The organism is Pukyongia salina (assembly GCF_002966125.1).
Taxonomy (GTDB): domain Bacteria; phylum Bacteroidota; class Bacteroidia; order Flavobacteriales; family Flavobacteriaceae; genus Pukyongia; species Pukyongia salina.
Window position 1 is genome coordinate 2,178,633 of the sequence record NZ_CP027062.1, and the last position, 26,779, is coordinate 2,205,411.

27 protein-coding genes are annotated in these 26,779 nt (G+C 41.2%); 17 read left to right on the forward strand and 10 right to left on the reverse strand.

What is annotated here, in order from left to right; all coding sequences use genetic code 11:
* Nucleotides 1-39 precede the first annotated feature (39 nt).
* Nucleotides 40-1,281 (reverse strand): peptidase T, encoded by a 1,242-nt coding sequence (gene pepT, locus C5O00_RS09930; protein ID WP_105216711.1) that lies wholly within the window; start codon nucleotides 1,279-1,281, stop codon nucleotides 40-42.
* Between the two features lie 85 nt (nucleotides 1,282-1,366).
* Between pepT and C5O00_RS09935 the strand changes: the two genes are divergently transcribed.
* Complete coding sequence (locus tag C5O00_RS09935; protein WP_105216712.1) at nucleotides 1,367-2,392, forward strand: quinone-dependent dihydroorotate dehydrogenase; 1,026 nt, start codon at nucleotides 1,367-1,369, stop codon at nucleotides 2,390-2,392.
* Here the strand turns inward: C5O00_RS09935 and C5O00_RS09940 are convergent.
* Entirely contained in the window at nucleotides 2,382-3,296 is a 915-nt protein-coding gene (locus tag C5O00_RS09940; protein WP_105216713.1) for a T9SS type A sorting domain-containing protein, read from the reverse strand. The two genes, C5O00_RS09935 and C5O00_RS09940, sit on opposite strands and share 11 nt — an antisense overlap.
* Before the next feature lie 68 nt (nucleotides 3,297-3,364).
* Here C5O00_RS09940 and C5O00_RS09945 point away from each other — a divergent pair, with 68 nt between their 5' ends.
* The 9 genes from C5O00_RS09945 (at nucleotide 3,365) to guaB (ending at nucleotide 11,324) form a co-directional block, all read left to right on the forward strand.
* The gene (locus C5O00_RS09945; protein WP_105216714.1) at nucleotides 3,365-3,985 is read left to right on the forward strand and encodes a LysE family translocator; all 621 of its coding nucleotides are present in this window, start codon (nucleotides 3,365-3,367) and stop codon (nucleotides 3,983-3,985) included.
* A gap of 35 nt (nucleotides 3,986-4,020) precedes the next feature.
* Entirely contained in the window at nucleotides 4,021-4,884 is an 864-nt protein-coding gene (locus C5O00_RS09950) for a hydroxymethylglutaryl-CoA lyase (protein WP_105216715.1), read from the forward strand.
* A gap of 1 nt (nucleotide 4,885) precedes the next feature.
* Nucleotides 4,886-6,424: a bifunctional metallophosphatase/5'-nucleotidase gene (locus C5O00_RS09955; RefSeq protein ID WP_105216716.1), complete on the forward strand. Its 1,539-nt coding sequence runs from the start codon at nucleotides 4,886-4,888 to the stop codon at nucleotides 6,422-6,424.
* Between the two features lie 3 nt (nucleotides 6,425-6,427).
* On the forward strand, nucleotides 6,428-6,907 hold the full coding sequence (locus C5O00_RS09960; protein ID WP_105216717.1) for a heme-binding domain-containing protein: 480 nt from the start codon (nucleotides 6,428-6,430) through the stop codon (nucleotides 6,905-6,907).
* 137 nt (nucleotides 6,908-7,044) lie between these two features.
* On the forward strand, nucleotides 7,045-8,223 hold the full coding sequence (locus C5O00_RS09965) for a putative porin (RefSeq protein ID WP_105216718.1): 1,179 nt from the start codon (nucleotides 7,045-7,047) through the stop codon (nucleotides 8,221-8,223).
* A 58-nt stretch (nucleotides 8,224-8,281) separates the two neighbouring features.
* Nucleotides 8,282-8,812 (forward strand): FMN-binding protein, encoded by a 531-nt coding sequence (locus C5O00_RS09970; RefSeq protein WP_105216719.1) that lies wholly within the window; start codon nucleotides 8,282-8,284, stop codon nucleotides 8,810-8,812.
* Complete coding sequence (locus tag C5O00_RS09975) at nucleotides 8,812-9,306, forward strand: Aq_1264-related membrane protein (RefSeq protein ID WP_105216720.1); 495 nt, start codon at nucleotides 8,812-8,814, stop codon at nucleotides 9,304-9,306. Before C5O00_RS09970 ends, C5O00_RS09975 begins: the two co-directional genes overlap by 1 nt.
* Nucleotides 9,307-9,331: 25 nt before the next feature.
* Nucleotides 9,332-9,772, forward strand: coding sequence for a 2-dehydro-3-deoxyphosphooctonate aldolase (locus tag C5O00_RS09980; RefSeq protein WP_105216721.1), 441 nt, complete (start codon nucleotides 9,332-9,334; stop codon nucleotides 9,770-9,772).
* A 79-nt stretch (nucleotides 9,773-9,851) separates the two neighbouring features.
* Entirely contained in the window at nucleotides 9,852-11,324 is a 1,473-nt protein-coding gene (gene guaB, locus C5O00_RS09985; RefSeq protein WP_105216722.1) for an IMP dehydrogenase, read from the forward strand.
* A 53-nt stretch (nucleotides 11,325-11,377) separates the two neighbouring features.
* On the opposite strand, the gene C5O00_RS09990 is transcribed toward guaB, so the two are convergent.
* From C5O00_RS09990 to C5O00_RS10000, 3 genes are all read right to left on the reverse strand, one after another.
* Entirely contained in the window at nucleotides 11,378-11,893 is a 516-nt protein-coding gene (locus C5O00_RS09990) for an OmpH/Skp family outer membrane protein (RefSeq protein WP_105216723.1), read from the reverse strand.
* A gap of 70 nt (nucleotides 11,894-11,963) precedes the next feature.
* Nucleotides 11,964-12,200: a hypothetical protein gene (locus C5O00_RS09995; RefSeq protein WP_105216724.1), complete on the reverse strand. Its 237-nt coding sequence runs from the start codon at nucleotides 12,198-12,200 to the stop codon at nucleotides 11,964-11,966.
* Nucleotides 12,200-12,658, reverse strand: coding sequence for an SRPBCC family protein (locus C5O00_RS10000; protein ID WP_105216725.1), 459 nt, complete (start codon nucleotides 12,656-12,658; stop codon nucleotides 12,200-12,202). Before C5O00_RS10000 ends, C5O00_RS09995 begins: the two co-directional genes overlap by 1 nt.
* Nucleotides 12,659-12,825: 167 nt before the next feature.
* Here C5O00_RS10000 and C5O00_RS10005 point away from each other — a divergent pair, with 167 nt between their 5' ends.
* The 6 genes from C5O00_RS10005 (at nucleotide 12,826) to C5O00_RS10030 (ending at nucleotide 21,800) form a co-directional block, all read left to right on the forward strand.
* A complete protein-coding gene (locus tag C5O00_RS10005; RefSeq protein ID WP_105216726.1) occupies nucleotides 12,826-14,787 on the forward strand; it encodes a peptidylprolyl isomerase in 1,962 nt (653 codons plus the stop codon).
* Entirely contained in the window at nucleotides 14,787-15,641 is an 855-nt protein-coding gene (locus C5O00_RS10010) for a peptidylprolyl isomerase (protein WP_105216727.1), read from the forward strand. The genes C5O00_RS10005 and C5O00_RS10010 overlap by 1 nt, the downstream gene beginning before the upstream one ends.
* A complete protein-coding gene (locus C5O00_RS10015; RefSeq protein ID WP_244592971.1) occupies nucleotides 15,619-17,064 on the forward strand; it encodes a peptidylprolyl isomerase in 1,446 nt (481 codons plus the stop codon). The genes C5O00_RS10010 and C5O00_RS10015 overlap by 23 nt, the downstream gene beginning before the upstream one ends.
* A 13-nt stretch (nucleotides 17,065-17,077) precedes the next feature.
* Nucleotides 17,078-18,031: an AAA family ATPase gene (locus C5O00_RS10020; RefSeq protein WP_105216729.1), complete on the forward strand. Its 954-nt coding sequence runs from the start codon at nucleotides 17,078-17,080 to the stop codon at nucleotides 18,029-18,031.
* Nucleotides 18,032-18,158: 127 nt separating this feature from the next.
* Nucleotides 18,159-19,307: an acyltransferase family protein gene (locus tag C5O00_RS10025; protein ID WP_105216730.1), complete on the forward strand. Its 1,149-nt coding sequence runs from the start codon at nucleotides 18,159-18,161 to the stop codon at nucleotides 19,305-19,307.
* A gap of 225 nt (nucleotides 19,308-19,532) precedes the next feature.
* Nucleotides 19,533-21,800: an aconitate hydratase gene (locus C5O00_RS10030; protein WP_105216731.1), complete on the forward strand. Its 2,268-nt coding sequence runs from the start codon at nucleotides 19,533-19,535 to the stop codon at nucleotides 21,798-21,800.
* A gap of 61 nt (nucleotides 21,801-21,861) precedes the next feature.
* Here C5O00_RS10030 and C5O00_RS10035 read toward each other — a convergent pair whose 3' ends face one another.
* Nucleotides 21,862-22,527 (reverse strand): hypothetical protein, encoded by a 666-nt coding sequence (locus tag C5O00_RS10035; RefSeq protein WP_105216732.1) that lies wholly within the window; start codon nucleotides 22,525-22,527, stop codon nucleotides 21,862-21,864.
* A 188-nt stretch (nucleotides 22,528-22,715) separates the two neighbouring features.
* Between C5O00_RS10035 and C5O00_RS10040 the strand changes: the two genes are divergently transcribed.
* Nucleotides 22,716-23,273, forward strand: a complete 558-nt coding sequence (locus tag C5O00_RS10040; protein ID WP_105216733.1) for a TlpA family protein disulfide reductase — start codon at nucleotides 22,716-22,718, stop codon at nucleotides 23,271-23,273.
* Here the strand turns inward: C5O00_RS10040 and C5O00_RS10045 are convergent.
* Genes C5O00_RS10045 through crtID form a run of 4 tightly spaced genes read right to left on the reverse strand, consistent with a single transcriptional unit; the run spans nucleotide 23,267 to nucleotide 26,727 of the window.
* On the reverse strand, nucleotides 23,267-23,968 hold the full coding sequence (locus C5O00_RS10045; RefSeq protein ID WP_105216734.1) for a lycopene cyclase domain-containing protein: 702 nt from the start codon (nucleotides 23,966-23,968) through the stop codon (nucleotides 23,267-23,269). The two genes, C5O00_RS10040 and C5O00_RS10045, sit on opposite strands and share 7 nt — an antisense overlap.
* Nucleotides 23,969-23,971: 3 nt before the next feature.
* Nucleotides 23,972-24,421 carry a sterol desaturase family protein gene (locus C5O00_RS10050; RefSeq protein ID WP_105216735.1) on the reverse strand — a complete coding sequence of 150 codons (450 nt, stop codon included), beginning with the start codon at nucleotides 24,419-24,421 and terminating at the stop codon, nucleotides 23,972-23,974.
* Between the two features lie 4 nt (nucleotides 24,422-24,425).
* Complete coding sequence (locus C5O00_RS10055) at nucleotides 24,426-25,268, reverse strand: phytoene/squalene synthase family protein (RefSeq protein ID WP_105216736.1); 843 nt, start codon at nucleotides 25,266-25,268, stop codon at nucleotides 24,426-24,428.
* Between the two features lies 1 nt (nucleotide 25,269).
* Nucleotides 25,270-26,727: a bifunctional phytoene desaturase/3,4-desaturase gene (gene crtID, locus C5O00_RS10060; RefSeq protein WP_105216737.1), complete on the reverse strand. Its 1,458-nt coding sequence runs from the start codon at nucleotides 26,725-26,727 to the stop codon at nucleotides 25,270-25,272.
* Nucleotides 26,728-26,779: the final 52 nt, after the last annotated feature.

The window sequence follows — 26,779 nt, forward strand, 5'->3', positions numbered from 1 at the left end:
CTATCAAGTAAGGCCTTCAGTTTTTTCTGAAGGCTTTTTTTATACCTCCTTTTTCGCTGTGAGCTTAGCAATATTAACAATTACTTCGATAGCTTTCTGCATACTTTCAACGGGAACATACTCATATCTACCGTGAAAATTATGACCACCTGCAAAGATGTTAGGGCAGGGCAATCCCATATAACTTAATTGAGAACCATCGGTTCCACCCCGTATAGGTTTTATTAGAGGTTTTATACCCGCCATTTTCATGGCTTCTTCGGCAATATCTACTATATGCATTACCGGCTCGATCTTCTCTCGCATATTGTAATACTGATCCTTGATATCTACAGTAAACAGCTCTTTTTCATACTGACTGTTGAGCTCATCGGCCAATTTTCGCATTACCTCTTTTCGAGCTTCAAAGTGCGTTTTGTCGTGATCGCGTATGATATATTGAAGTTTGGTCGAATCTACCGTACCTTCAATAGAATTTAGATGAAAGAATCCTTCCCTGCCTTCGGTATGCTCCGGAGTTTCCAATCTGGGGAGGGAGTTAAGAAATTCGGTGGCAAGGTACATACTATTTATCATCTTGCCTTTTGCATATCCGGGATGCACGATCTTACCCTGTACTTTCACCACCGCGCCGGCAGCATTGAAATTTTCGTATTCTAATTCGCCAACCTGACTTCCATCCATCGTATAGGCCCAATCGGCGCCAAATTTCTTCACATCGAATTTATGTGCACCACGCCCAATCTCTTCATCCGGCGTAAAACCCACCCTGATCTTTCCATGCTTGATCTCGGGATGATCGATCAGGTACTCCATGGCAGAAATGATCTCGGCAATACCGGCCTTGTCGTCGGCACCCAACAGCGTAGTGCCGTCTGTAGTAATGAGGGTTTGTCCTTTGTACATTAAAAGGTCTTCGAATTCTTTAGGGCTCAATACTATGTTCTGTTCTTTATTCAGGAGAATGTCGTTCCCATCGTATTTCTCTATGATCTGTGGCTTCACGTTCGCCCCGGTAAAATCTGGCGAGGTATCGAAATGAGAAATAAATCCTATCACGGGAACTTCACGGTCTATATTTGACGGCAGCGTGGCCATAATGTAAGCATTCTCATCTATGCTCACATCTTCCATCCCTATCTCTTTTAGTTCTTCAACAAGAGCATTAGCGAGGTTCCATTGTTTTTTCGTACTGGGAGTTGTATTACTCTCGGGATCACTTTCGGTATCCACGGTAACATAACTTGTAAAACGGTCTATGATTTTTTGCTTTGAGATCATGCTTAGAAATTTTCAGTACAAATTAAAGGAATAACGATTAACTTTTAGAGCTTTTAGCCTATTTTTGCAAGCAGATTTCCACCAAATGTACAAATCCATACTGCGGCCGCTTCTTTTTAAATTCGACCCCGAAAAAGTTCATTATTTTACATTTACGCTTATTCGGTTTTTATCGGCCATTGGTGTGGGATCTATTTTCAGAAAGATTTACAAGCTGAATGATCCCGACCTAAAACGGGAAGTTTTTGGTCTTACTTTTCCAAATCCGGTGGGTCTGGCGGCGGGGTTCGATAAGGATGCCAGGCTTTACAAGGAACTCTCTAACTTCGGGTTTGGGTTTATTGAAATTGGCACGGTTACCCCAAAACCCCAGGAAGGCAATCCTAAGAAACGTCTCTTCAGGTTGAAAAAGGATAAAGCCATCATTAACCGTATGGGTTTTAATAATGGAGGTGTGGACGAAGCAGTTGAACGACTTCGGAAAAACAAGAAGGTACTCGTAGGAGGGAATATTGGTAAGAACAAAGTGACGCCAAACGAGGAGGCCGAACAGGATTACTTGTATTGTTTTGAAGCCTTATTTGATCATGTGGATTATTTCGTTGTGAACGTTAGTTCACCAAACACGCCTAATTTAAGAGCCCTGCAAGACAAGGAACCCCTCACTCGTTTACTGAGAACACTGAAAGAAAGAAATTCGGAAAAAAACCATCCTAAACCCATTTTATTGAAGATCGCTCCAGATCTAACCGATGAGCAATTACTGGATATCATAGAAATTGTAGAAAACACTAAGATCGATGGGGTGATCGCCACCAACACTACAATTTCCCGTAGTGGGTTACAAACCGAAAAGGAGAAAGTAGACGAGATCGGAGCGGGAGGACTAAGTGGCAAACCCTTAACCAGCAGATCGACGGAAGTGATTCGTTTTCTTTCCGAAAAGAGTAACCGGGCTTTCCCGATCATAGGTGTTGGGGGGATTCATTCTGCTGCAGACGCCCTCGAAAAAATTGAAGCCGGAGCAAGTTTGGTTCAACTATACACCGGCTTTATATATGAAGGCCCCGGATTGATCAAGCAGATCAATAAGGCAATACTTAACGCTTAATTACCTTTTTCACCACACTACTTCCATCAGTGTTCTTAATTCGGAATAAATAAACCCCCGAGTTTAAAGAACTTATGTCGACGTTAGATCGCTTAGAATTTATTTTTTGCCCATACACTTTCGCACCCAGTACATTGTAAATTTCAATAGACTGGATAGTAGTGGCCGAACTAATGTTCACATTTCCGTTGGTGGGATTGGGGAACAGCTGCAAATTGTTACGGATCTCGTCTGGGCTCCCCAAAACACTTTCCAGAGTGATCGTTAGCGTACCCATTTTTTGGTTGGAGAATGGCGAAATACCCTGCAAACTAGAAATTGGCTGAGGAGGGTTGGTATCCATGTTGGGGGAAGTATAATCGGTGCCACTGTCGGTTCCCGCGTCGTAAGGATATAGGTCCATACTTATACTGGGTTTCCAGTCGCCGTTCCCGTCCAGTAATTCCACACTGTTTACTGCCACCATCCAATCGGGGCTGGGAGCGATCATAGAAACCAGCGTTAATAATGGATAAGATTCATTGGTGACCACATTCTCAATATTGATCTGGCCCGTGCTGGTGCCCAGGTTATCGCCATCGATCAAACTGTTGGCAGTACCTGCGGTGATAGCACTGTCTACTTCAGAAAAAAATACCGAATTACTCCCTAATTCTGCAACATCTTCAATCCCTGCACTTGCCAAGGCACCCATCTCAAGAAATACAACCTGATCGTTGTGCGTGGCACCCACCAACTTCGAATAATGGGCAGAGGCCGGAAAATTATTGGTAGGATGAGGATGGGTAGCCTGAGACCAGGTACTGGTATAATTAATAGAATAAGTAGCTTCAGATTGTGCGAAACTGAAACCACATGTACTAAGAGTAGCGAGGATGGATAATAGGAGTAATTTCTTTTTCATGTCTAAATTTTATGTAATATCGGTCGAAAGAACGAATAAAACCTCACAAAAAATATTAATTTTATGCAATGATCGAAGCGCTCTACCTTTTCTCTTTGGCAACCGTAGCGCTTGCTATTTCTCCCGGACCCGATAATATTTATGTCCTTACACAATCCCTCACAAATGGTGCCAAGAGTGGAATTGCTACAACAGCAGGTTTAATTAGTGGATGTATTGTACATACTACCCTTTTGGCATTTGGTGTATCTGTGATTATCACAACTTCCCCCATATTGTTTTATACCATAAAGATCTTTGGGGCTTGTTACTTGTTATATCTGGGATGGAAAGTTTACAGAAGTGATCACCGGCTTGCATTAGACGCGAAAGCTCCTAAAAAAACGTATCGCGAATTATTTATCCAAGGAGTGATCATGAACCTGGTCAACCCAAAAGTGCTCATATTCTTTCTAGCTTTTTTTCCGGCTTTTCTATGGGACGAATCCGGTAATACGGTGATTCAGTTTTATATTCTCGGACTCACATTTATGTTCATTTCTTTTCTGGTATTTAGTAGTATTGCATTATTGGCCGGTGGGATCTCCTCGTATTTACTCACTCATAAGAATACCGGATTTGTGTTGAAATGGCTACAAATACTGGTTTTTACAGGTATTGCGGTATATATTTTACTACCGGAAAAATAGTGGCAGGTACCGCTTAAAACTTTTATCTTTACGTAATGCAACAGGTGAAACTTATCGAATGTCCACGGGATGCTATGCAAGGCATAAAAGATTGGATTCCCACCGAGAATAAGATACAATACATTCAAAGTTTATTGCGCTGTGGATTCGATACCATCGACTTCGGAAGTTTTGTTTCTCCCAAGGCTATCCCACAAATGGTGGATACCGCCGATGTTTTGGCGAGCCTGGATCTATCCACAACCGAAAGTAAATTACTGGCAATTGTGGCTAATGTAAGAGGGGCAGAGGACGCGGTACAATACGAACAAATAGATTATCTGGGTTACCCTTTTTCAATTTCCGAGAATTTCCAAATGCGGAATACGCATAAGACCATTGCCCAATCCATCGAAGTATTAAAGCAGATCCTGGAATTGGCGAAAGACCAAGGAAAACAAGTGGTCACCTATTTATCCATGGGCTTTGGTAATCCGTACGGAGATCCCTGGAACGTGGATATTGTGGGAGACTGGGCCTATAGAATGGCCGAATTGGGAGTGGAAACCTTATCTCTAAGTGATACGGTAGGAACATCTACTGCCGAGGTTATAGATTACTTGTACTCTAATCTCATACCCAAGTATCCTGAGATCGAGTTTGGGGCGCATTTACATACCATCCCAGATCGTTGGCACGAAAAGATACATGCGGCTTTCGAAGCTGGTTGCAGGCGTTTTGATGGTGCTATACAGGGATTTGGTGGTTGCCCGATGGCGAAGGATGAGCTAACAGGAAATATGCCTACAGAAAAAATGCTGAGTTACTTCACAGCCAATAAGGTAGATACCAATATCAACACTATGTCTTTTGAAAGTGCCCATAACGAGGCTACTAAAATATTCTCAAAATATCACTAATATGATCTTAAGAGCGATTACAGTTTTTTCTATTAGTCTTATCCTCATCTCCTGTGGGTCTGGTAGGCAAACTACATCTCAACCAAGAGAAGATGGAATTATTACCCTGAAATTTATCCAACTAAACGACGTATATGAGATCGCCCCGCTTGGCGGTGGTAAATATGGTGGGATGGCAAGGGTTGCCCACGTGGTCGATTCGATACGGGAGATACATCCCAACACCTATTTATATATGGCAGGTGATTTTTTAAATCCCTCCTTGTTGGGCACCATTAAATATAATGGAGAGCGAATTAGAGGGAAGCAGATGATAGAAGTAATGAATGCTATGAATTTTGACATGGTTACTTTTGGGAATCATGAATTTGACCTGGATAGGGAGGATCTTCAGAAAAGATTGGACGAATCTAATTTTAGCTGGATCTCATCCAATGTGAAGGAGATCACAGAGCGTGATACTTTAAGTTTTAAAATTAACCGCGATATTGGCCGGATCGCCGTACCTGCCAGTTTATCGAGGGAAATAACCGATGTAGACGGAACCAAAGTGCGTGTAAGCTTTTTTAGTGTGACTCTGGATTCCAATCCGCGAGAATATGTTCATTACGAAGATTATTATTCAACCGCGGTAAACACCTATGAAAACTTACCAACGCAAAGTGATATAATTGTTGGCCTAACACATTTAAAAGTAGAGGACGACAAGAAACTGGCCTTAGCTTTACCCGAGCTCGACCTCATTATGGGCGGACATGAGCACAACAATATGATCTTCGATGTGAGTAATACAGTAATAGCAAAAGCCGATGCAAATGCCAAAACGATCAATATCCATACAATCACACATAATACTGCAACTGGTAAGACCGATATCGACTCACAATTATTTCCAATCGATGATAGTATTTCTGAAGACCCGGAGGTTCGTGCGATCGTTGAAAAATGGAATTTGGTATTGAATAACAAGATAAGGGAGGTAATTGAAAACCCTTCCGAAGTTATCTTCCATGCAGATCCACCCTTGGACGGTACAGATAGTGCCAATCGAGGGATCCAAACCAATATGGGTGAGATTATTACGGCGGCTATGTTCGAAGCCTATGACAATGAAGTTGATGCGGCTTTGGTAAACGGAGGATCCATAAGGCTTGACGATATGCTTGATGGAGATGTGAGCAGTATTGATATCTTTAGGGTGCTACCCTTTGGAGGAAGTATAATAAAGGTGGATATCACGGGAGATCTGTTGCAACGAGTGCTAGATTTTGGGAAGGATAGCGGTGGAACCGGTGCATACTTGCAACGTTTCAATATCGATGAAAGTGCAAACGGCGGTTGGTTAATAAACGGTGAACCATTACAAGGGGACAAACGTTATTACTCTGTGGCTTTTTCAGATTTTCTTCTGAAGGGGTACGACATACCATTCCTTTCAGAAGATAATCCGGGTGTCCTGAAAGTCTATACGCCCTCGAAGAACGAGATTGCGAATGATATTAGAAAAGCTGTAATTTTATACCTGAAATCAAAACAATAGAATATGTTGAAACGAATTCTTAAAATCTTGGGATATCTTGGGATTGTTGCTCTGATAGTGATTCAATTTATCAGACCCGAAAAGAATGAGGCCGGATATGAGGCGTTTAAAGCTTTCGAAACCGAAACGAAACCATCTGATAAAGTAGTGGGGATCTTAAAGAACAACTGCTACGATTGCCATAGTAATCACACAAATTATCCATGGTATGCCGAAGTAGCGCCCTTTTCCTTGTGGTTGGATGATCATGTACGGCATGGTAAGGGCGATTTCAATGTCTCCGAATGGGACAGTTATTCGATAAAGAAAAAAGATCATAAACTGGAAGAACTTATAGAAGAGGTTGAAGAAGGCAATATGCCTTTGGATAGCTATACCTGGATTCATGGTGATCTTAGCGAGGACGACAAGAAACTTCTAATCCAATGGGCTACCCTGGCAAGGTTACAGTATAAAAATCAGCTTGAGGTTTCTTCTAAGTAGCTGACAAATAAAAACCTATAAATTTTAACAGTCTTTTTATTTAAATTAATTCTAAATAAACTTGTAGAAAGAATTTTTCAAAGTTATTTTTGCGGCTGAAATAATTCATTATTTATAAACAGTCTAAATAAAAATAGATGAAAAATATCTTCTTACCTTTTGCGCTGCTTATTGGTTTTGCAGCAATGTCCCAAACACTTCAGGACTCAATTACCTTCAATCCGCAGTTACAACAAAATGCCGCTCAGCGAATCCTTTCAGGTAATTATGGGAAAGCTGTTACGGTAGGGGCATATGGTGAAATAACATATAATCAGCCGGAATCGGACAATGGTGAACTAGACGTGCAACGGTTAGTACTCCTGTTTGGATATAAATTCAATGAGAAAACACAATTTGTTACCGAGGTTGAGATAGAACATGTAGAAGAAGTTTTTGTAGAACAAGCCTTTATAAATTATGCTGTGGGAGACAACGTAAGTTTACGGGGTGGACTTATGCTGGTTCCTATGGGTATTGTGAACGAATATCACGAACCTACCACTTTTAATGGTACAGAAAGACCGGCAGTGGATAACGTGATCGTACCCACGACCTGGCGTGAGATAGGAGTTGGAGTAACCGGTAGGATCCCCGATGCATCTTTGAGTTATCAGGCCTATATCTTTAACGGATTTAAATCTACAGAAGCAGATGCTGAAGAGGGAGTATACGGATTTTTAAGCGGAAGCAGCGGCCTTAGAGGGGGTAGACAGAAAGCGATAAAATCTACTGTCGACAGCCCAACTTTCTCAACCAAGTTGGATTACTATGGTCTTCCCGGGTTACGTCTTGGTCTGGCTGGTTACTTCGGACAAACTCAGGCGGCAGACGAGGTAGAAGAACTGGATGGTGCCAATATTGGTATTGCCATGGTTGGATTGGATGCCCGATATGCATTTCAGAATTTTACTGCAAGGGGACAATTGATCTACGCCTCCTTGAGTGATACCGAGGCGTATAATGTACTAACAGGACGCGATCTGGGGAGTGCTTTGTTTGGGTATTATGGGGAAGTTGCCTACAATCTTCTGCCTATTGCTAATAAACAACGGCTGTATATTTTTGGTCGATACGAACAATATAACACGCACGCAGATACGGCTGGCGGTTTACAGAAGAATGATGCTTATAATCGCACCGACATCACTACGGGCTTGAGTTATCACCTCGCTCCGGGTGTAGTAGTTAAAGGCGATTACCAATTTAGAGACAATGCTGTGGAAAACGGCGATGTTGACGACAGATTGAATTTTGGGATCGGAGTTTGGTTCTAACCCCAATTATTCTGTGTATACTTTATGTAGTCCGTATTAAAATAAATACTTTTGTAGTATGCTGAAAAAGATTTTATTAGTTAGTGGTTTGGTCATTTTTCTAATGGCATTCTCTGTCCCTGAAAAAGTGATGAAGAAGGCCGAAAAGGTAATTGAAAAACAGCTGCAAACCGATGATTTCACTACCGAATTCATCTCGATTCCCGAAGCAATTAACAAGCAAACAGCTTCACATTTCGGAGATGATAATTTCTTCAGAATAAAAATTGGGAATACCACAACCGGTTACGGCTATATAGGTAATGCACCCAGTAAGACGGCAACCTTCGATTATTTGGTGCTGTTCGATTCTAACTTTATTATAACCAAAAGCAGCGTACTTATCTATCGCGAAGAATACGGAGGCGAAATAGGCAGTAAGCGATGGTTAAACCAGTTCCTTGGTAAATCCTATCAAACCCCCGAACTGAAATACCGCGAGGATATCATACCCATTAGCGGGGCCACAATTTCTGTGAGATCAATGACGCGAGCTATGAACGATCTGCTTCAAAGTCTGGGTACCTTACAGGATCTAAACGCACTCTGATGCAAATACACGGCCTTATACACACCTTTCCTAAATATGTGAAGCAATTCGTTGCTGCATTTGTGATCGTGTTAAGTATAGGGTATTTCACAGGGCTTCAGTTTGTACGTCAAACCGATTCCGACCACCCTGCCGGAATTGAGGAGAACTACCTGGGCAATGAAGAACAGGAAGATGTCTCTGTGTTTAAATTTAAGAAAGGAGAGCGCGAGATGCTCGTAATTTTACATACCCACGTGCTCTCCATTTCATTTATCTTCTTTTTGTTAGGGGGCCTTATCGCCATTACCTCCCTGCCGGCAAGATTGAAAGCATTTCTTATGATCGAACCATTTATATCCATTGTGCTTACTTTTGGCGGGATATACCTCATGTGGACAGGTATATTATGGATGAAGTGGGTTGTAATGATCTCCGGAATTTTAATGACACTTGTTTTCGTGTTCGGAGCTGCGGCAGTATTGTGGCAATTGGGAAAACCCGATAATAATTGATAACTTCGAGTTAAAAATATCTCGAATGCAACGTTTAGTTCCCATTTTTATACTGCTATTTTTACTCGCTTCGTGTAAAAGTAAGCAGCCGGCCATCATCAGTACTTCTTCCAATCCCTATAGCACCTCTGCAGATTATGAGCCCCTGGCCAGTGTAGAGGGATATTCATCTAATAAAAAGTATGGTTTAACAGGTAAGTATCCTGTAAAAGTAGGGGATAGAAGTGTTATTAATCAGAGGCGATATCTCTCTGCTCTTGCCGGACCCAATGGTGAGGAACTAAGTTTTCACAGAAGAGGAAGTTGTTGTCCGTATCCCAGTGAGAATGGGTACGGTGGTTCTGCCCTGGTGGACGTGTACGAAGTTGCTTATGAAGGCTTGACAGAACCCATTTTGATCTATATTAGTTTTTACGATCTGGAAAAACTTCATATTCCAAAAGGCTTTACCAAAAGAGCGCAATAAATTACCTTAATTTACGTATATTTGCACGCAATTAAATGTTAACCACCTTCCGGTATCTTCGGAATAAATTTTAATTGCGATGACTGCACATAACGACAAAATTCTAGGAGAAGGCCTTACTTACGATGATGTATTACTAGTGCCTGCCTATTCCGAAATATTACCAAGGGAAGTATCCATTACAACAAAGTTTTCTCGAAACATCACTCTTAACGTACCCATAGTTTCGGCTGCGATGGACACCGTGACAGAAAGTGCTATGGCCATTGCCATGGCTCGCGAAGGAGGAATTGGAGTACTTCATAAGAACATGTCGATAAAACGCCAGGCCCAGGAGGTTCGCAAGGTGAAAAGGGCAGAAAGCGGTATGATACAGGATCCGGTAACACTTCAGAAAACAGCAACGGTAGGTGATGCCCAGAATACCATGCGAGAATATAGCATTGGTGGGATTCCTATAGTAAATGATGAAGGGGAACTTATAGGTATAGTGACCAACAGGGACCTGCGTTTTGAAAAGAACTATCAGCGTCCTCTTAGTGAGGTTATGACTTCCGAAAATCTGGTTACCGTAAGTGCGGGAACCTCTTTGAAGGATGCAGAAATCATTTTACAGAAGAATAAGATAGAGAAGCTTCCGGTAGTTGATGATGAAGGGAAATTGCTCGGACTTATCACTTTCAGGGATATTACAAAACTTACTCAAAAACCAATAGCTAATAAGGATGACTTCGGAAGGTTGAGAGTGGCAGCAGCCCTTGGAGTAACCGCCGATGCTGTTGAAAGAGCAGAAGCACTTGTGAATGCACAGGTGGATGCCGTTATCATCGATACGGCTCACGGTCATACCAAAGGAGTGGTTGAAGTACTGAAGAAAGTAAAGAAGAGTTTTCCCGATCTCGATGTGGTAGTAGGAAATATTGCTACTGCCGATGCGGCCAAATATTTGGTGGAAGCAGGAGCAGATGCCGTAAAGGTAGGGATAGGTCCCGGCTCAATTTGTACCACCAGGGTTGTGGCAGGTGTTGGTTTTCCGCAGTTCTCTGCTGTTCTGGAGGTTGCCCAGGCCATTAAGGGATCTGGGGTTCCCGTTATCGCCGATGGTGGTATAAGGTATACTGGGGATATTCCGAAAGCAATTGCGGCTGGCGCTGATAGTGTTATGTTAGGTTCTTTGCTGGCCGGAACAAAAGAATCACCTGGTGAAACCATTATTTACGAAGGACGGAAATTCAAATCATACAGAGGTATGGGTAGTGTGGAGGCGATGAAAGAAGGATCTAAGGACCGTTACTTCCAGGATGTAGAGGATGATATCAAAAAATTAGTTCCCGAGGGAATCGTAGGTAGAGTTCCTTACAAAGGGGATCTTGTGGAGAGTATGACTCAGTTTATTGGAGGCCTTAGAGCAGGAATGGGTTACTGTGGTGCGAAGGATATAGATACCTTAAAAGAGGAAGGTCGATTTGTGAAGATCACTGCTTCGGGGATCCATGAAAGTCATCCGCACGACGTTGCAATCACCAAAGAAGCTCCCAACTACTCGCGTTAAACTTTTCTGGAAGATTTATTGAAATTACTGGAACAGGCTCTAGTAGCTTCTTTCTATTCCTCTTCCTTTACTTCGATACCCATATCATTGAGTACCGCTAAGGTAAGGTCGAAGTTATTGTCTATGTATACCAGATTTGAGGTGCGTTCCATCACCTGGGTATATTTTTGTGCCTTCGCCACTTTTTCCAAAGATCTCCCGATTTTTTCGTACAAAGGAGACAGTTCTTCATCTCTCTTGATAGTGATTAGCTTTTGAGCATTCTGCTGAAATTTGTTTATGTTAGTTTCAACGTTCAGAATGGAATCCTGCATGGTTTTTCGCTGCAAGATGGTATAGGTGGGATCGTTGGTTGTATATTCCTGAACAAGCTTCTCGTAGGCTTCCAATTTCTTAGTAAGATCGGCATCCAGGGTCTTCCCATAGGTTTCTACTGCTTTCTGTACATTGACGATCTCGGGCATTTGAGAAAGAACAAAGTCTATATCTATAGTTCCCACTTTGGTTTGTGTGGTTTGTGCAGAAACCGAAAAAGTGACTAGAAGTAAAAGTAATTGTAAAGTTTTCATGGAATAGCAAATTTTAGAGTTGCAATAATACTAAAGACGATCGGGTTTTCCTGAAGTTTCAATATTTTATTTAGTTGGAGTACAATTGCCCACGATGCGGTTTTAACTTCTCTCTCATTTCTTGCATCCTGAGTTTTTCGGTGATCATAAAGGCGATCTGATGCATTTCAGAAATCGATTCTGTGCCACTTCTACTGTTGGGAATTTGCTCCATTTTGATGAATTCGGTTAGGTGCTTAGCATGGTGACTCGCGATGGCGGCCGCATCCGGTCCTCTGAAATCCCAGATCAGTTTTATTAATTCCATTAGGTCTCGTCCTTCACAGAGGTCCCGTTTTCGGCAAAGTTCTTGAAATCGTTCAGATATTTCTGAGATTGTTTCTTAAACGCGCCGGGCATAAGCCAGCTCATGAGTTTCATTCCAAATCCACCAAATTCGAATTCGCTTTCAGACACCCATTTGGTTTTATTTCCTTCAATTTCATGGAAGTAGTTTCGCTGTACGTTATGCACACCTTTGGTGTCGTAATTGGCATGGAACTCTTCCGGGAAATTATTTTTTGTGATCGTTTCGGTAAGCACCATGTCTCGTTTTCCCATCTTATATTCCAACTTCATCTTGGAACCTTCTTTTCCGGGGATGCCTTCTAACATCTCGTAATTTATCAAGCCGCGCTGCCAATGTTTCATATTATCCGGGTTGTCCAGTTTCCTGATCACCTCTTCCCGGGGCAGATCTAATATAATTTCGGTGGTGTATTTCATAGTACTTTATCTTTAGCAGGAGTTCATGCAATTTACATAAAATTTGGCATAAATCGAGAGGTATAGCTTGTCTCGCATAGCTGTTAAATGGATTGTTAATCCAACTTGTCTAACCGGGCGATTTTGTTATTTTTGCGACACTTCAGTTAATATAAAATAAATTTAAGATGAAAAGATATTGCCTATTATTTTTAATCCTGGTATTTAATCTGCCTCAGGGCTTTTCGCAGAAAAAGAACGATGTTTTACTTACCATTAATAATGATCCGGTATATGTTTCTGAATTTAAAAGAGTTTATAAAAAGAATCTAGATCTTGTAAAAGACGAGAGCCAGAAGACTGTAGATGGCTATCTAAAGCTGTTTATCGATTATAAGTTAAAGATCGCTGAAGCCTACGAGCAGGAATTACATAAACAAACCTCTTATATCGAGGAATTTGAAAAGTACGAAGAACAGCTATCCCGAAATTACATTTACGACACCAAGGTTACAGACGAGCTGGTTGTAGAAGGGTATGAACGAAGCCTGGAAGAGATCGAAGCGAGTCATCTGCTAATAAGTGTAAATTATAATGCATCACCTCAGGATACATTAAAAGCGTACAATACCATTAAAAAATTAAGAGAAAGGGCGGTAGCGGGTGAAGATTTTACCGAATTGGTTAAAAATAATTCTACCGAACCAAAAGCCCGGGATCGTGGAGGCTACCTTGGGTATTTTACGGCTTTTGCAATGGTTTACCCTTTCGAGACCGCCGCATACAATACTCCGGTTGGGCAGATCTCCGAAATAGTACGCACCCAGTTTGGATATCATATCATTAAGGTTACAGATCGTAGACCTAAAGGCAAAGAGATCTCGGTTTCCCATATCATGGTAACCGAAAAGGACGACGATTCCAGAACCTTCAAACCTGAAGAGCGCATTCAGGAGATCTATCAGTTACTCAAGCAAGGGCAGGAGTTCGAAAAACTGGCCGAGCAATACTCCGATGACAAGAACTCGGCTGTACGAGGTGGAAAGTTGAAAAAATTCAGTAGGGGATCGTTGAGATCTGTCGAGTTTGAGGAAAAGGCGTTTAGCCTGGAAGAAGAAGGTGAGGTCACCGAACCATTTAAATCTGAATTTGGCTGGCATATAGTGAGATTGGATAAATACCATTCCATTCCTCCTTTCGAGTCGTTAAAACCTGAACTGGAGAAAAAAGTGAAAGACGGAGATCGTTCCAAAATTGTAATTAGTGCGATTAGTAATAAGATCAAGGATAAATTTGGTTTTACGAAAGGAGAACCTTTTAAAGAATACTTCGTTTCTTATTTACCCGATGATGTTTTAAAAAGAAGCTACTACTACGATTCTATTCCTCCCGTGGCAGATAAAACTATATTCACAATTGGGGATAAGGTGGTTAAGTTCGAGGATTTCGCACGCTATATAGAAAAGAAACAGAAGCGAATGTTGAAATATAAGGATAAGGATCCCTTGGTAGTAGGGCTTTATGAAGAATTCGAGGTAGACGTGTTGAAAGATTTCTACAGGGCAAAACTCGAAGAGGAGAACGAGGAATACGCTTCCACTATAGACGAATATCGCAACGGCTTGCTCATTTTCGACCTTATGGACAAGAATATCTGGCAACGTGCAAAAGAAGATTCACTAGGTCTACAAAAGTATTTTGAAGCTAATCGCGATCAATATAAATGGGGTGAGAGGATTGAAGCAATGATCGTTGCGGCAACTTCCGAAGAAAAAGCGCAGCAAGCCTTGGAAATGATCGAGGCAGGTAAGACCGAAGCCGAGATCAAGGACGCCATGAATTCGGAAGAGCAGGTTAATGTGATCATCACAGCCGGTACATTCGAGGTTCATAGCAGGGAATTGCCGAAAGGATTCGAGATAAAAAAAGGCGTTTCAGAAATATACAATGAGGAAGGATCTTTCGTTGTTATAAATATCACAGAGATCATTCCACCTGGTCATAAGGAACTGGATGAGGTGAGAGGAAAGGCACTGAATGATTTCCAGAATCACCTCGAAACAGAATGGATAAATTCTCTTCGGAATAAATTTGAAGTAGAGGTTAACAATAAGTCGTTGAAAAAACTAAAGAAAGAATTTAAATCTTAATGCGGAAACCAGCAGTTTTACTTTTAAGTTTATTTCTGGTTCTCTCCTGTGATTTCTTAAAACCGGAATCGAATAAGATCCCCATCGCAAGAGTTAACGATAGTTATCTTTATGTGGATGATATTCGATCTCTTATTTCGGAAAATATGTCGGAAGAGGACAGTACCCTGATAGTTAACAACTATATTAACAGGTGGGCCACGCAACAGTTACTTATCGATCAGGCTAGAATCAACCTACCGGAGGAACAACTCGAATCTTACGAAAAACTGGTTCAGGAATACAAGAACGACTTGCTTTCCGAAGCATACAAAAATGCCATTGTAGCCTTGCAGTTGGACAGTGTGATCAATGAAGGCGATTATAGGCAGTATTATGAGGAAAACCGGGAAAACTTCAAGTTGAACGATGAATTAATGAAGATTCGGTACATTCATGTGGACGAGGAATATTCTAACCTCGTACAAACCCGGAACATGTTAAGTCGATTTAATGAGAAAGATAAGGGAGCATTGGATTCACTTAGTATCCAATTTAAGGCATATAATTTCGATGATTCCATTTGGGTTAGAAAACAGGCGGTGATGCAGGCCCTGCCGGTTTTGCGGACCGTAGATCCCAATGTGTTAAAAAAATCAAATTTTGCGCAGATACAAGATTCATTAGGAGTATATTTGGTGAAAATTGAAGATGTGCTGGCCACCAATGATATTGCGCCATTATCGCACGTTCGGCCTACCATAAGAGAGATCATATTAAATAAGCGGAAGCTCGAACTTATCAAAAAATTAGAAAAAGATATTACAAAGGATGCGGTTAAAAACAACAAGTATGAAGTGTATAGCAATCAGTAGTCTGATGTTCTTATTCCTTTCTTTGGGAGGAATAAATGCACAGGTGATTGATACCGGAGAAGAATCACTCGAGGTGAAAGCGATAGACGAGACTCCCGTAAAGGAAGTAGCGAAGGATACCGTGAAACCCTTTAAAAGGATCAAAGCAGGAGGAGTGAGCGCGGTAGTAGGTGAATATGTGATCGTGGAATTCGACATAGATCTAAGTTTTCTGGAAATGCAACAGCAAGGAGCGTCTATTGAAGGGATCACCCGATGCCAAATGCTTGGTAAGCTAATGGAAGATAAGTTGTATGCACATCATGCAAAACAAGATAGTATACTAATACCCGATAGTCAGATCAATTCCAGACTAGACCAGCAAATGCAATACCTTATCAGCGAATTAGGATCGGAAGAAAAGGTGGTAGCATATTATCGTAAAGACAATATGGCCGACCTTAGAAAGCAACTTTTCGATGTGAACAAGCAAATTGCCCTGGCAGCAGAGATGCAGGGTAAGGTTATCGAAGATGTGGAGATCACGCCAGAGGAGATCAGAAATTTCTTCTTTTCCATTCCCGAAGACGAACGCCCGGTATTTGGTGCTGAAGTTGAGGTGGCTCAGATAGTTATAGAGCCAGAGGTTACTGAAGAAGCCAAGCAGGATGCTATCGACAGGTTAAATGAAATTAGAAATGATATTGTTGAAAACGGTTCCAGTTTTGCGACTAAGGCAGTTCTCTACTCCAAAGACGAAGGAAGTGCCCGTAAGGGAGGGCTTATTCCAGGAGTTCGGAGAGATGCACCCTACGCCAAGGAATTTAAAGATCAGGCTTTTTCATTATTAGAGGGTGAAGTAAGTGAACCGTTCGAAACATCTTTCGGCTTTCATATTTTATATGTTGAAAAGATTCGTGGGCAGGAAGTGGATGTTCGCCACATTTTGTTGTTCCCTGAAGTTTCTCAGGAAACTATAGATAAGGCCCGTGAGAAAATAGATAAGATTCGCCAGAGCATTGTTAACGACAGTATTAGTTTCGCTGAAGCAGCCAGGTTATATTCAGACCAGAAAGAGACCCGAAACAGTGGAGGCCGGTTAATGAATCCTATTACCGGAGACACTCGTTTCGATCTTACTAAAATGGATCCAACCCTTAGTGCACAAGTATACAATCTTGCCCAGAACGAGGTATCTAAGGTCTTTACAGATCGAGATCGCACCGGGAAAAGTAGTTTTAAGATCCTTACAGTTACAAAGCGATTTGAGGAACATGAAGCAGATTTTGTAAAGGATTATGAGAAGATCAAGGAATTGGCTTTGAAGGAAAAACAGATCAAGGCTATACAGGAATGGCAGGAGAAGAAGATAGGTGAAACATATATAAGCGTAAACCGGGATTATACGGATTGTGATTTTTCGAATAACTGGTTAAAACAATAAACAGTACGTATTTATGTCGGATATAGCAGCAGTAGAACAATTAGTAAAAAAACACAACGCCTTACGGCAGGAAATAAAGAAAGTAATTGTAGGACAGGATGATGTCGTGGAGCAAGTACTGCTATCCATCTTCTCCGGAGGACATGCGCTGCTTATAGGTGTGCCAGGATTAGCTAAAACATTATTAGTACACACGGTAGCCGAGGCACTTGGTTTAAAATTTAAGCGAATTCAATTTACCCCAGACTTGATGCCCAGTGATATCCTGGGATCTGAAATTCTGGACCAGAACAGAGAATTTAAATTCATAAAAGGTCCAATATTTTCCAACATCATTTTGGCGGATGAGATCAACCGGACTCCACCTAAAACCCAGGCTGCTTTACTAGAGGCCATGCAGGAGCGTGTTGTTACTGTGGCCGGGCATAGATATGAGCTGGACAGCCCCTATTTTGTATTGGCAACTCAAAACCCAATAGAGCAGGAAGGTACCTACCCACTGCCCGAGGCGCAACTGGATCGATTTATGTTTGCGATCAATCTAGAATATCCATCCTTTTCGGAAGAGGTAGAAGTAGTTAAGACCACAACAGGAGGGGAAACCCGATCTGTTAATTCACTTTTTTCGGGCGATGAGATCGTACAATATCAACAACTTATAAGGAAGATACCGGTCGCCGATAATGTGATCGAATATGCCGTAACTTTAGTAGGTAAAACCAGGCCAAAGAGCCAGGCCGCCCCGGAGATCATTAAAAATTATATTGATTGGGGTGCAGGTCCTAGGGCATCGCAAAACTTAATCCTGGCAGCAAAAACTCATGCTGCTTTAAATGGTAAATTTTCCCCAGATATTGAGGATGTACAGAAAGCAGCTATTGGAATATTACGTCACAGGCTTATAAAAAACTATAAGGCCGAGGCGGAGGGGCTTACCATAGAAGAGATCATCACTAGTTTGTACTAAGATCAGATTTCGGCTACTTGTGCTATCGATCCTTTCAAGGATGAATTGAGAATTGAGGGGAGTATAATTGCTAACCTGCTGTTCTAAATTTTAGTAACTTCACGTCCATATACGCCAACCGCATTATATGAATATCAGTAATAAAAAGAGAAACGTAGGCCTGGATGTAGCCAGGACCTTCGCGATATTGCTGGTTCTCTTCTCACACTCTTTATGGATAAGTGATAATTACCCCAGAGTGGTAAGTGCTGCAATGCAATTAAGCGGGACAGCCGGAGTAGAAATATTCTTTATCATTAGTGGATTTTTAATAGGTAAGATCGTTTGGAGGGAATTGCTGCTACCAGATTTCTCTTTCAGGAACATAAAACATTTTTTATTCCGAAGATGGTTTAGAACTTTTCCCAACTACTATTTGTTGTTGTTCGTTAATGTGTTAGTTTGGTATTTCATTTATGGCGAATTTCCCGAGAAGATATACAAATACATCCTTTACATTCAGAATTTTGCAGACACATCCCTTCCTTTTTACAGAGTATCCTGGAGTTTGGCGGTAGAGCAGTTTTCGTATATAATCGGGCCGTTTCTATTGTATGGTTTGGTGGTTTTGTTTCCGAAGAAGAACAGGGATCGATTCTATCTCTGGGTAACCATTTTCATTCTGCTTTGTTTCACTTTAACCAAGGTCTATTTTTACTACAACAACTCGGTAGCAGATATCTATGAGTGGAATGAGTCCATACGTAAAGTACTTATTTATCGCCTGGATGCCGTTTATTGGGGTTTCTTACTGCGTTATTTCTATAATAAGTATACAGAGTGGGTCCATAAACACGAACGAATGTTGCTTTTTATAGGTTTATTCACTCTTGTTTTTCTGAACATTCTAAGAGTACCTCTGGGAATTACAGTAGAGCAAACGCCCGGGTTTATGATCATCTTTTATCTGGCGATTCATTCGATAGCGATCTGTTGTCTTATACCATATTTGGTAACCATGGAACTTAAGTCGGCCGTAGCTGTAAGATTCTTCACTACCATCAGTCTAATATCGTATTCGTTGTATTTATTGCACTATACGATCATATTACATAGTCTTAAGACCATTTTCCCTTCCGAAGAGCTTACAGGAGTATCATTATGGTTGTATACTTTTCTTTATTGGGGGATTACGATACTGTTTTCCTACCTGTTGTACAGATACTTCGAAAAACCTGTAACCGATTTAAGGGATTCACCTCGAATTTTAAAGTGGTTGGGACAAGATAAAAATTAGAATTTCATAAAATTCAGTATTAAAAATTGCCAAATCATTAATATAATGCAATAAATATTGTTTTTTTCTGAAGTATATTTATTTAAAAAGCAGTTTTGTTAGATATTTTTAAATTATTTTAAAATTTTGTACTTTCGCAGTTCGAATTAAAGCAATGATCTTCTCGGGTGAGATAATAGAAGTTGAATGATGTTTTGATTCGCAGATAACCAAAAAAAATTAAATATGGCTTTCGACATTGACATGATAAAGAAGGTTTATTCTGAACTTCCGTCTCGGGTTGATAAGGCGCGTGAGGTGGTAGGTAAACCCCTTACACTTTCAGAAAAGATTTTATACGCACATCTCTGGGACGGTTCTCCATCCAGAGCCTTCACCAGAGGAAAGGATTATGTAGATTTTGCACCAGACAGGATCGCTTGTCAGGATGCCACTGCGCAAATGGCCTTGTTGCAGTTTATGCAGGCTGGAAAAAGTAAAGTTGCTGTACCTACCACGGTACATTGTGATCACTTGATCCAGGCAAGAGATGGTGCTGTGGCCGATCTAAAAAGGGCAAACGATACCAGTAATGAAGTTTTCGATTTTCTTGAATCTGTTTCTAATAAGTATGGAATAGGATTTTGGAAACCAGGAGCGGGGATCATTCACCAGGTAGTTTTGGAGAACTATGCCTTCCCGGGTGGAATGATGATTGGTACAGATTCGCATACGGTAAATGCCGGTGGTCTTGGAATGGTCGCTGTTGGAGTAGGAGGAGCAGATGCAGTAGATGTAATGGCCGGGATGCCCTGGGAACTTAAATTCCCGAAGCTTATCGGTGTAAAACTTACCGGCGAACTAAATGGCTGGACTGCCTCTAAAGATGTGATCTTAAAAGTGGCGGGAATCTTGACAGTAAAAGGCGGAACTGGTGCTATTGTGGAATATTTTGGTCCGGGTGCGAAGAACTTGTCGTGTACTGGGAAAGGAACCATATGTAACATGGGCGCCGAGATTGGTGCCACCACCTCTACATTCGGCTACGATGAGGCGATGGAGCGTTTTCTAAGAGCTACAGATCGTTCCGAAATTGCCGATGAGGCAAATAAGATCAAAGATTATCTTACTGGAGATCCAGAGGTGTATGAAAATCCCGAAAAATATTTCGATCAGGTAATTGAAATCAACCTTTCTACGTTACGCCCTCATCTCAATGGGCCCTTCACTCCCGATCTTGCCACACCTGTGGGAGAGCTTGGGAAGAAGGCTCGGGAAAACGACTGGCCGATCAATGTGATGTGGGGATTGATAGGATCTTGTACAAATTCATCTTATGAAGATCTTACCAGAGCTGCGTCTATTGCTCAGCAGGCTATTGACAAAAAATTGAAACCTAAAAGTGATTTCGGGATCAATCCAGGTTCGGAGCAGATACGATATACCGCTGAACGGGATGGCTTGTTACGAGTTTTCGAAGATCTTGGAGCCACTATATTCACCAATGCCTGCGGTCCATGTATAGGGCAGTGGGACAGAAGCGATGTTCTTGGAGATGAAAAGAACACCATTGTTCATTCCTTTAATAGAAACTTCTCCAAGCGAGCGGATGGAAACCCGAATACACATGCATTTGTAGGTTCGCCGGAGATGGTTGCTGCGATAGCTATTTCGGGGCGGTTGGATTTCGACCCCATGAACGATTCCCTCCTCAATGAGGATGGAGAAGAAGTGAAGCTGGACGAACCCAGAGGAATTGAATTACCACCGCGCGGATTTGAAGTTGAAGATGCTGGTTATCTGGAGCCGGATGCTGATGGAAGTGGTGTGAATGTGGTAGTGAATCCTAACAGCGAACGACTTCAGTTATTAACCCCTTTCGAACCCATAAAAGATGAGGAGCTACAAGGCGTTAAGTTGCTGATAAAAGCTTTTGGTAAATGTACCACAGACCATATTTCGATGGCCGGGCCCTGGCTACGATATAGAGGGCATCTGGATAATATCGCAAACAATACACTTATAGGTGCAGTAAATGCTTTTAACAAGAAGACAAATTTTGTTAAAAATCAGTTAGATGGAGAATACGGAGGTGTTCCCGATACGCAGCGAGCCTATAAAAAAGCTGGGATAAAGACCATAGTAGTGGGAGATCACAACTACGGAGAAGGTTCCTCACGAGAGCATGCTGCTATGCAGCCTCGTCACCTTGGAGTGGCAGCGGTTTTGGTGAAATCGTTCGCGAGAATCCACGAGACCAATCTAAAAAAACAGGGAATGCTTGGGCTAACTTTCGCCAATGAGAACGATTACGATCTCATTCAGGAAGATGATACTTTCAATTTTGTTGATATCTCCGAATTTGCTCCCGGGAAACCACTTACCATTGAGGTAGTGCACGCCGATGGAAGCAAGGATACGATCTTGGCTAATCATACGTACAATGATGCACAGATAGAATGGTATCGTGAAGGATCGGCATTGAATTTAATAAAGAAGCAGAACAACGCTTAAATCGTTCTGAATATAAAATAAAAAACTCCTGCCTACGCAGGAGTTTTTTTTCGGTCAGCCTTTATCGCACCTGATGGATGGTGAAGAAGCTATCAAGATCGTTTCCGATAAGATTGACCGAGCCCAAAGCAATGTCGCCCTCCACCTCAAAGTTTATAGTATCTCCAATATTAAGTTGTAATAATGTTCGAACCGAGCGCAATGGTGGGGTCACATTGGCACCCAAGACACCCACATTTGCAAAACTGTTTCGCTGTGCCACCACTCCATTATGCATTATTTTTACTCCAAAATTGGTGGCAATACCAATGGTTGCATCTGCTTCGATCTGAACGTAGATGTCGAAGATACCGGCGTCTGTGGCGGTATAGGTGTAGGTAGTAGTGTCGTATTCTCCACCCATATCAAAATCCTCCGAATCGAAAGGGATAATGATAGATCCGGTAAGTAAGGATACATTAATAAGTCCGCCAGAGGAAAAATTTCCTTTAACCGCTGTAGGTAATGTAGCATCAATAAGGTCTTCTGCTGAAATTTTCTTTACCAATCCTGCGTTGGTAATAAGGAGCGAGTCTTTAGCAAGTTGAGCATTGCTTTCGGTTGTGATTTCTCTAATGATCACATCACCGTTAATATCTAGTTGCGCAACGGGAGCTGTAGTCCCGATTCCCACCTGTCCAAAAAGAGGTAATGTAACCAAGAAAAAACCAATGAGTAGGCTTTTCATGGGACAATAATTTTACTAAGTTGAACAAAAGGGGAGTCTTGTAAACATAGAAACTATATCTATGAAATGCAAAAAAAATCGACAAAATACACGATTTATCTGGATGTTTGTGTAAATATGGGGGTTAGAGAGCGTCTAAAAACGGGTATTGTAGGTTATATTTTGTAGGAATCTGTCTATTTTTACGCATGAAGTTTATCAGAAAACATCTATTTACGCTATTATTCTTAACGATTTTCGGACTTTTACTCTATCCACCTACCGGTGTCCCGATCAAAGCCTTTGTACAACGACTTTTAATGATCTCACCCGGGGTATTGGATGAATCTGAAAGAGTTATGTTGAGCGATTACAACTGGACGCTTTCTGAGGTTGATGGCGGTACGAAAAATTTCTCCGATTCGCATAATAAGGTGTGTATTGTGAATTTGTGGGCCACCTGGTGTCCTCCATGTGTGGCCGAATTACCTTCGATGCAGCGTTTGTACAACAGGTATGGAGATCGTGTAGATTTCTACTTTGTTTCGGCAGAGGATCCTGGAACCGTGCAGAGATTTCTTCAGAAAAAAAATTATGAGCTACCCGTATATATAGAAGTTGAAAGACCACCGGCCGAAATGCAGGTTACCACCATTCCTACTACCTTTCTCATCGATAAAAATGGTAGGATACTAATTCAGAAAACAGGTGCAGCCAAATGGGATAGTGAGAAAGTACGCGCCTTACTTGATAGTTTACTTCAGTGAGTATTGTTTTCTTCTTTCTTTTCTGAAATTACATCAGAAATAAATAATACCGTTAACAACATTCCCAGGTTATAGATAAGGTCCTCTACGGGGATTGTTTTTAGCCGAATACCTAAATTTTCAGCATTATTGTACCATACCACCTGTTCTTCAATCCCCGTACCGGTAAGTATTCCGTTAACGATAAAAAAAGGAATTAGGATCACCGTATAGGTAGCAAAAAATGAAGGTAACAATTGACTTCGCTTAGATTGCACCAGGGCAAGAATAAATAACCCGAAACAGAAGTTTACAAGCGTATACCATCTATCGTAATAGTACCATAGAAGGATTATAAGAGTGGTTACGATCGTGATATAGACAGTAGCTGTAGTATATTTCCCGAAATAGAACCGGGGAAACAGTTCCAGTAAGGCGTAATGGGTGAAAATACAGGCATAGGGAATACAAATAAAGAAAAGCCATTCTTCAAGAGGTAATCCCAGGATGTCGATCCCGATGAGATAATCTGGATTAAAGCCCCATATCCCGTAATGCGTAAAAAATATGTCCCACGGAATAAATATGGCCATCATGATCAGGATTCCTGAAAATAATTGTTTCCATTTACGATAGAAGCGTAATCTTGGATGAAAACTGAACAAAAAAGGAATGATGAAGGAACCGATGTTAAGCCACAGGTATAAATATTCCATCCGTTATTTTTTGAAATATTTTAGGGGTGGAACAAGCATACCAAAACATTCTCCTTTTTCCTTACCCAGGTGTTTGTGATGTATTTTATGCGCTCGTCTAATTCCTTTAGCGTACCAATTATTGGCGTTACGGAATATTTTAAACCTTTGATGAATAAAAATATCGTGAACCAGAAAATAGGTAAGGCCATAGGCGAAGATCCCTAATCCAATTGGCAGACCGGCCCAAAATCCGTAATACTGCCATCCTATAAAGCAACCAATACTTACAGCTGCATAAAAAATAAAAAAGAGATCGTTGCGTTCCCACCAACTGCCATGATCTTTCTTATGATGATCCTTGTGGAGAGTCCATAAAAATCCATGCATGATATATTTATGAGTAAACCAGGCCATGAACTCCATAAAACAGAAAGTGGCTAAAAAGATGAGTATCCAAAAAAGAGTCGTCATAATCTTATTTTACCAGGTTTAAATGATATTTAACATAACTACGAGTTAGCAACCCAAACTTTTCGTAATTAGGAACACGAATCCGTGCGTTCTTAATCTCCATTGCAGGAGTTTTTGCTAATTTCTTAAGCAGGCGCCTGTAATAACGGTAGGCTATAAACACGCCAAACTTTGCTTCTGTAGGAAGGTGTAGTATTCCCTGATATCCTTTTTTAAAATCGGTTTCTATCTCATTGATGATCTCTTTTTTAGAGACTTCATCCAAAGCTGAGAGGTTAGTGTTAGGGAAATACGAACGGTTAAGCGTTTCATAATCTGCTTTCAGATCTCTTAGGAAGTTTACCTTTTGAAAGGCAGATCCAAGGTGCATGGCCGATTCCTTTAGAGCTTCATATTTTACACGATCGCCTTTTACAAATACTTTAAGGCACATTAGTCCCACTACATCGGCCGATCCGTATATGTATTTTTTAAATTCTTCATCGGTGAGATAAACCGATTTGCTGAGGTCTAATCGCATGCTTTCCATAAACGAATCGATAAGGTGCCGATCGATATTGTAATTGGCTACAGTATGTTGAAACGAATTTAAAATAGGGTTCAAACTTATCTTATGCTCGAGTGCATGGTGCAGATCTTCCTCAAATTTGTTAAACAGCTCCTCTTTGTTGTAGCTGTGAAACGAATCGACGATCTCATCGGCTAATCTCACAAATCCGTAAATATTGTATATGTCCTGCCTGATGCCGGGTGCCAGCATCTTAGTAGCCATGGAAAAGGAGGTACTATATAATTTGGTCACCTTCCGACTGCAAATTTGAGAAACATTATCAAAAATCTCTTTCACTTTATTTTTCTTTTTCGATTAAACCTGCTACCAATTTTCCGGAGATCAAAGATGGGGGAACACCAGGGCCCGGAACGGTAAGCTGTCCTGTAAAGAACAAATTTTTAACCTTTTTGCTTCTCAATTTTGGTCTCAAAAATGCCGTTTGCATTAAGGTGTTTGCTAGGCCGTATGCATTTCCTTTGTACGAATTATAATCTTCCACAAAGTCATTTATGCAGTAGGACTCTTTAAATATAACGTATTTTTTCACTTCTTGTTTGGTAAGGAATTCAAATCTGGACATGATCTTCTCAAAATATTCCTCACGAATTTGGGGTGTATCTTCCAGTCCTGTCGCCAGCGGAATGAGGAAGATGGCCGCTTCTTTATTCTGTGGTGCTGCCGAGCTGTCTGTTTTGGAAGGAAAACTAGCGTAAAACAACGGATTTTCGGGCCAGGCTGGTTCGTCGTATATATCTTTTGCGTGCGCATTAAAGTCTACATCGAAGAATAAAGTATGGTGTTCGGTATTATCTATCTTTTTGTCGAAACCAACATAGAATAGCAGGGAAGAAGGTGCAAATGTTTTCTTGCTCCAGTAAGCTTCAGAGTATTGTCTAGATTCTTCAGGAAGAAGTGTTTCACTATGGTGGTAATCTGCACCACTCAAAACTATATCAGCAAGAATCTTTTTGCCATTCACAGTAATTCCCTGAACGGTTTTATCTTTTACATGAATTTGTTCCACATTGGCGTTAGTATTTATAATAACACCCAGGGATTCTGCCAGTTCCTTCATGGCGAGAATTACAGAATACATACCGTCTTTTGGATGAAAGGTCCCCAGGCCGAAATCGGCGTAGTTCATAAAACTATAAAATGCGGGCGTATCTGATGGCTTGGCTCCAAGGAAAAGCACAGGAAACTCGAGTATGGATATAAGTCTGGGATTGTTGAACTCTTTACGTACCTCCTTACTGATGGTAGAGAAAAACTGCCCTATTTTACGCATGGTCACCGGTGTAATTAGTTCAAGAGGTGAGATACCCGGTCTGTATACCAGATCTTTGATAGCGATATTGTAGTTGTCCAGTGCCTCCTCCATAAACTTCTTTAGTTTAATCGAACTTCCTTTCTCTTCCCTTTCGAAAGTTGCACAAATCTTCTCCAGACTGTCTTCTATAGTAATGTAGTCCCTCTCTCCAAAATAAACGGAGTAGGCCGGGTTAAGTTTAATGAGCTTGTAATAATCGGACGGTTTTTTGTTGAAGTCGGAAAAAAACCGCTCAAAAACATCGGGCATCCAGTACCAGGTAGGGCCCATATCGAAGGAGAATCCGTTTTTCCTGAACTGTCTGGCTCTACCACCCACAGTCTGGTTTTTTTCATAAATGGTAACCGAGTTACCCCCTTTGGCAAGATATGACGCCGCGGCCAGGGATGAAAAACCAGATCCGATAATAGCGATGTTCTTCATATTTTGTTTAACAAATTTATCAATATTTTAAACAAAATATTGTTAGGCGATG

Bases quoted from the DNA above. Each gene is read 5' to 3' on its own strand.
- pepT (WP_105216711.1), bottom strand. From the start codon at position 1,281: ATGATCTCAAAGCAAAAAATCATAGACCGTTTTACAAGTTATGTTACC.
- C5O00_RS09935 (WP_105216712.1), top strand. From the start codon at position 1,367: ATGTACAAATCCATACTGCGGCCGCTTCTTTTTAAATTCGACCCCGAA.
- C5O00_RS09940 (WP_105216713.1), bottom strand. From the start codon at position 3,296: ATGAAAAAGAAATTACTCCTATTATCCATCCTCGCTACTCTTAGTACA.
- C5O00_RS09945 (WP_105216714.1), top strand. From the start codon at position 3,365: ATGATCGAAGCGCTCTACCTTTTCTCTTTGGCAACCGTAGCGCTTGCT.
- C5O00_RS09950 (WP_105216715.1), top strand. From the start codon at position 4,021: ATGCAACAGGTGAAACTTATCGAATGTCCACGGGATGCTATGCAAGGC.
- C5O00_RS09955 (WP_105216716.1), top strand. From the start codon at position 4,886: ATGATCTTAAGAGCGATTACAGTTTTTTCTATTAGTCTTATCCTCATC.
- C5O00_RS09960 (WP_105216717.1), top strand. From the start codon at position 6,428: ATGTTGAAACGAATTCTTAAAATCTTGGGATATCTTGGGATTGTTGCT.
- C5O00_RS09965 (WP_105216718.1), top strand. From the start codon at position 7,045: ATGAAAAATATCTTCTTACCTTTTGCGCTGCTTATTGGTTTTGCAGCA.
- C5O00_RS09970 (WP_105216719.1), top strand. From the start codon at position 8,282: ATGCTGAAAAAGATTTTATTAGTTAGTGGTTTGGTCATTTTTCTAATG.
- C5O00_RS09975 (WP_105216720.1), top strand. From the start codon at position 8,812: ATGCAAATACACGGCCTTATACACACCTTTCCTAAATATGTGAAGCAA.
- C5O00_RS09980 (WP_105216721.1), top strand. From the start codon at position 9,332: ATGCAACGTTTAGTTCCCATTTTTATACTGCTATTTTTACTCGCTTCG.
- guaB (WP_105216722.1), top strand. From the start codon at position 9,852: ATGACTGCACATAACGACAAAATTCTAGGAGAAGGCCTTACTTACGAT.
- C5O00_RS09990 (WP_105216723.1), bottom strand. From the start codon at position 11,893: ATGAAAACTTTACAATTACTTTTACTTCTAGTCACTTTTTCGGTTTCT.
- C5O00_RS09995 (WP_105216724.1), bottom strand. From the start codon at position 12,200: ATGGAATTAATAAAACTGATCTGGGATTTCAGAGGACCGGATGCGGCC.
- C5O00_RS10000 (WP_105216725.1), bottom strand. From the start codon at position 12,658: ATGAAATACACCACCGAAATTATATTAGATCTGCCCCGGGAAGAGGTG.
- C5O00_RS10005 (WP_105216726.1), top strand. From the start codon at position 12,826: ATGAAAAGATATTGCCTATTATTTTTAATCCTGGTATTTAATCTGCCT.
- C5O00_RS10010 (WP_105216727.1), top strand. From the start codon at position 14,787: ATGCGGAAACCAGCAGTTTTACTTTTAAGTTTATTTCTGGTTCTCTCC.
- C5O00_RS10015 (WP_244592971.1), top strand. From the start codon at position 15,619: ATGAAGTGTATAGCAATCAGTAGTCTGATGTTCTTATTCCTTTCTTTG.
- C5O00_RS10020 (WP_105216729.1), top strand. From the start codon at position 17,078: ATGTCGGATATAGCAGCAGTAGAACAATTAGTAAAAAAACACAACGCC.
- C5O00_RS10025 (WP_105216730.1), top strand. From the start codon at position 18,159: ATGAATATCAGTAATAAAAAGAGAAACGTAGGCCTGGATGTAGCCAGG.
- C5O00_RS10030 (WP_105216731.1), top strand. From the start codon at position 19,533: ATGGCTTTCGACATTGACATGATAAAGAAGGTTTATTCTGAACTTCCG.
- C5O00_RS10035 (WP_105216732.1), bottom strand. From the start codon at position 22,527: ATGAAAAGCCTACTCATTGGTTTTTTCTTGGTTACATTACCTCTTTTT.
- C5O00_RS10040 (WP_105216733.1), top strand. From the start codon at position 22,716: ATGAAGTTTATCAGAAAACATCTATTTACGCTATTATTCTTAACGATT.
- C5O00_RS10045 (WP_105216734.1), bottom strand. From the start codon at position 23,968: ATGGAATATTTATACCTGTGGCTTAACATCGGTTCCTTCATCATTCCT.
- C5O00_RS10050 (WP_105216735.1), bottom strand. From the start codon at position 24,421: ATGACGACTCTTTTTTGGATACTCATCTTTTTAGCCACTTTCTGTTTT.
- crtID (WP_105216737.1), bottom strand. From the start codon at position 26,727: ATGAAGAACATCGCTATTATCGGATCTGGTTTTTCATCCCTGGCCGCG.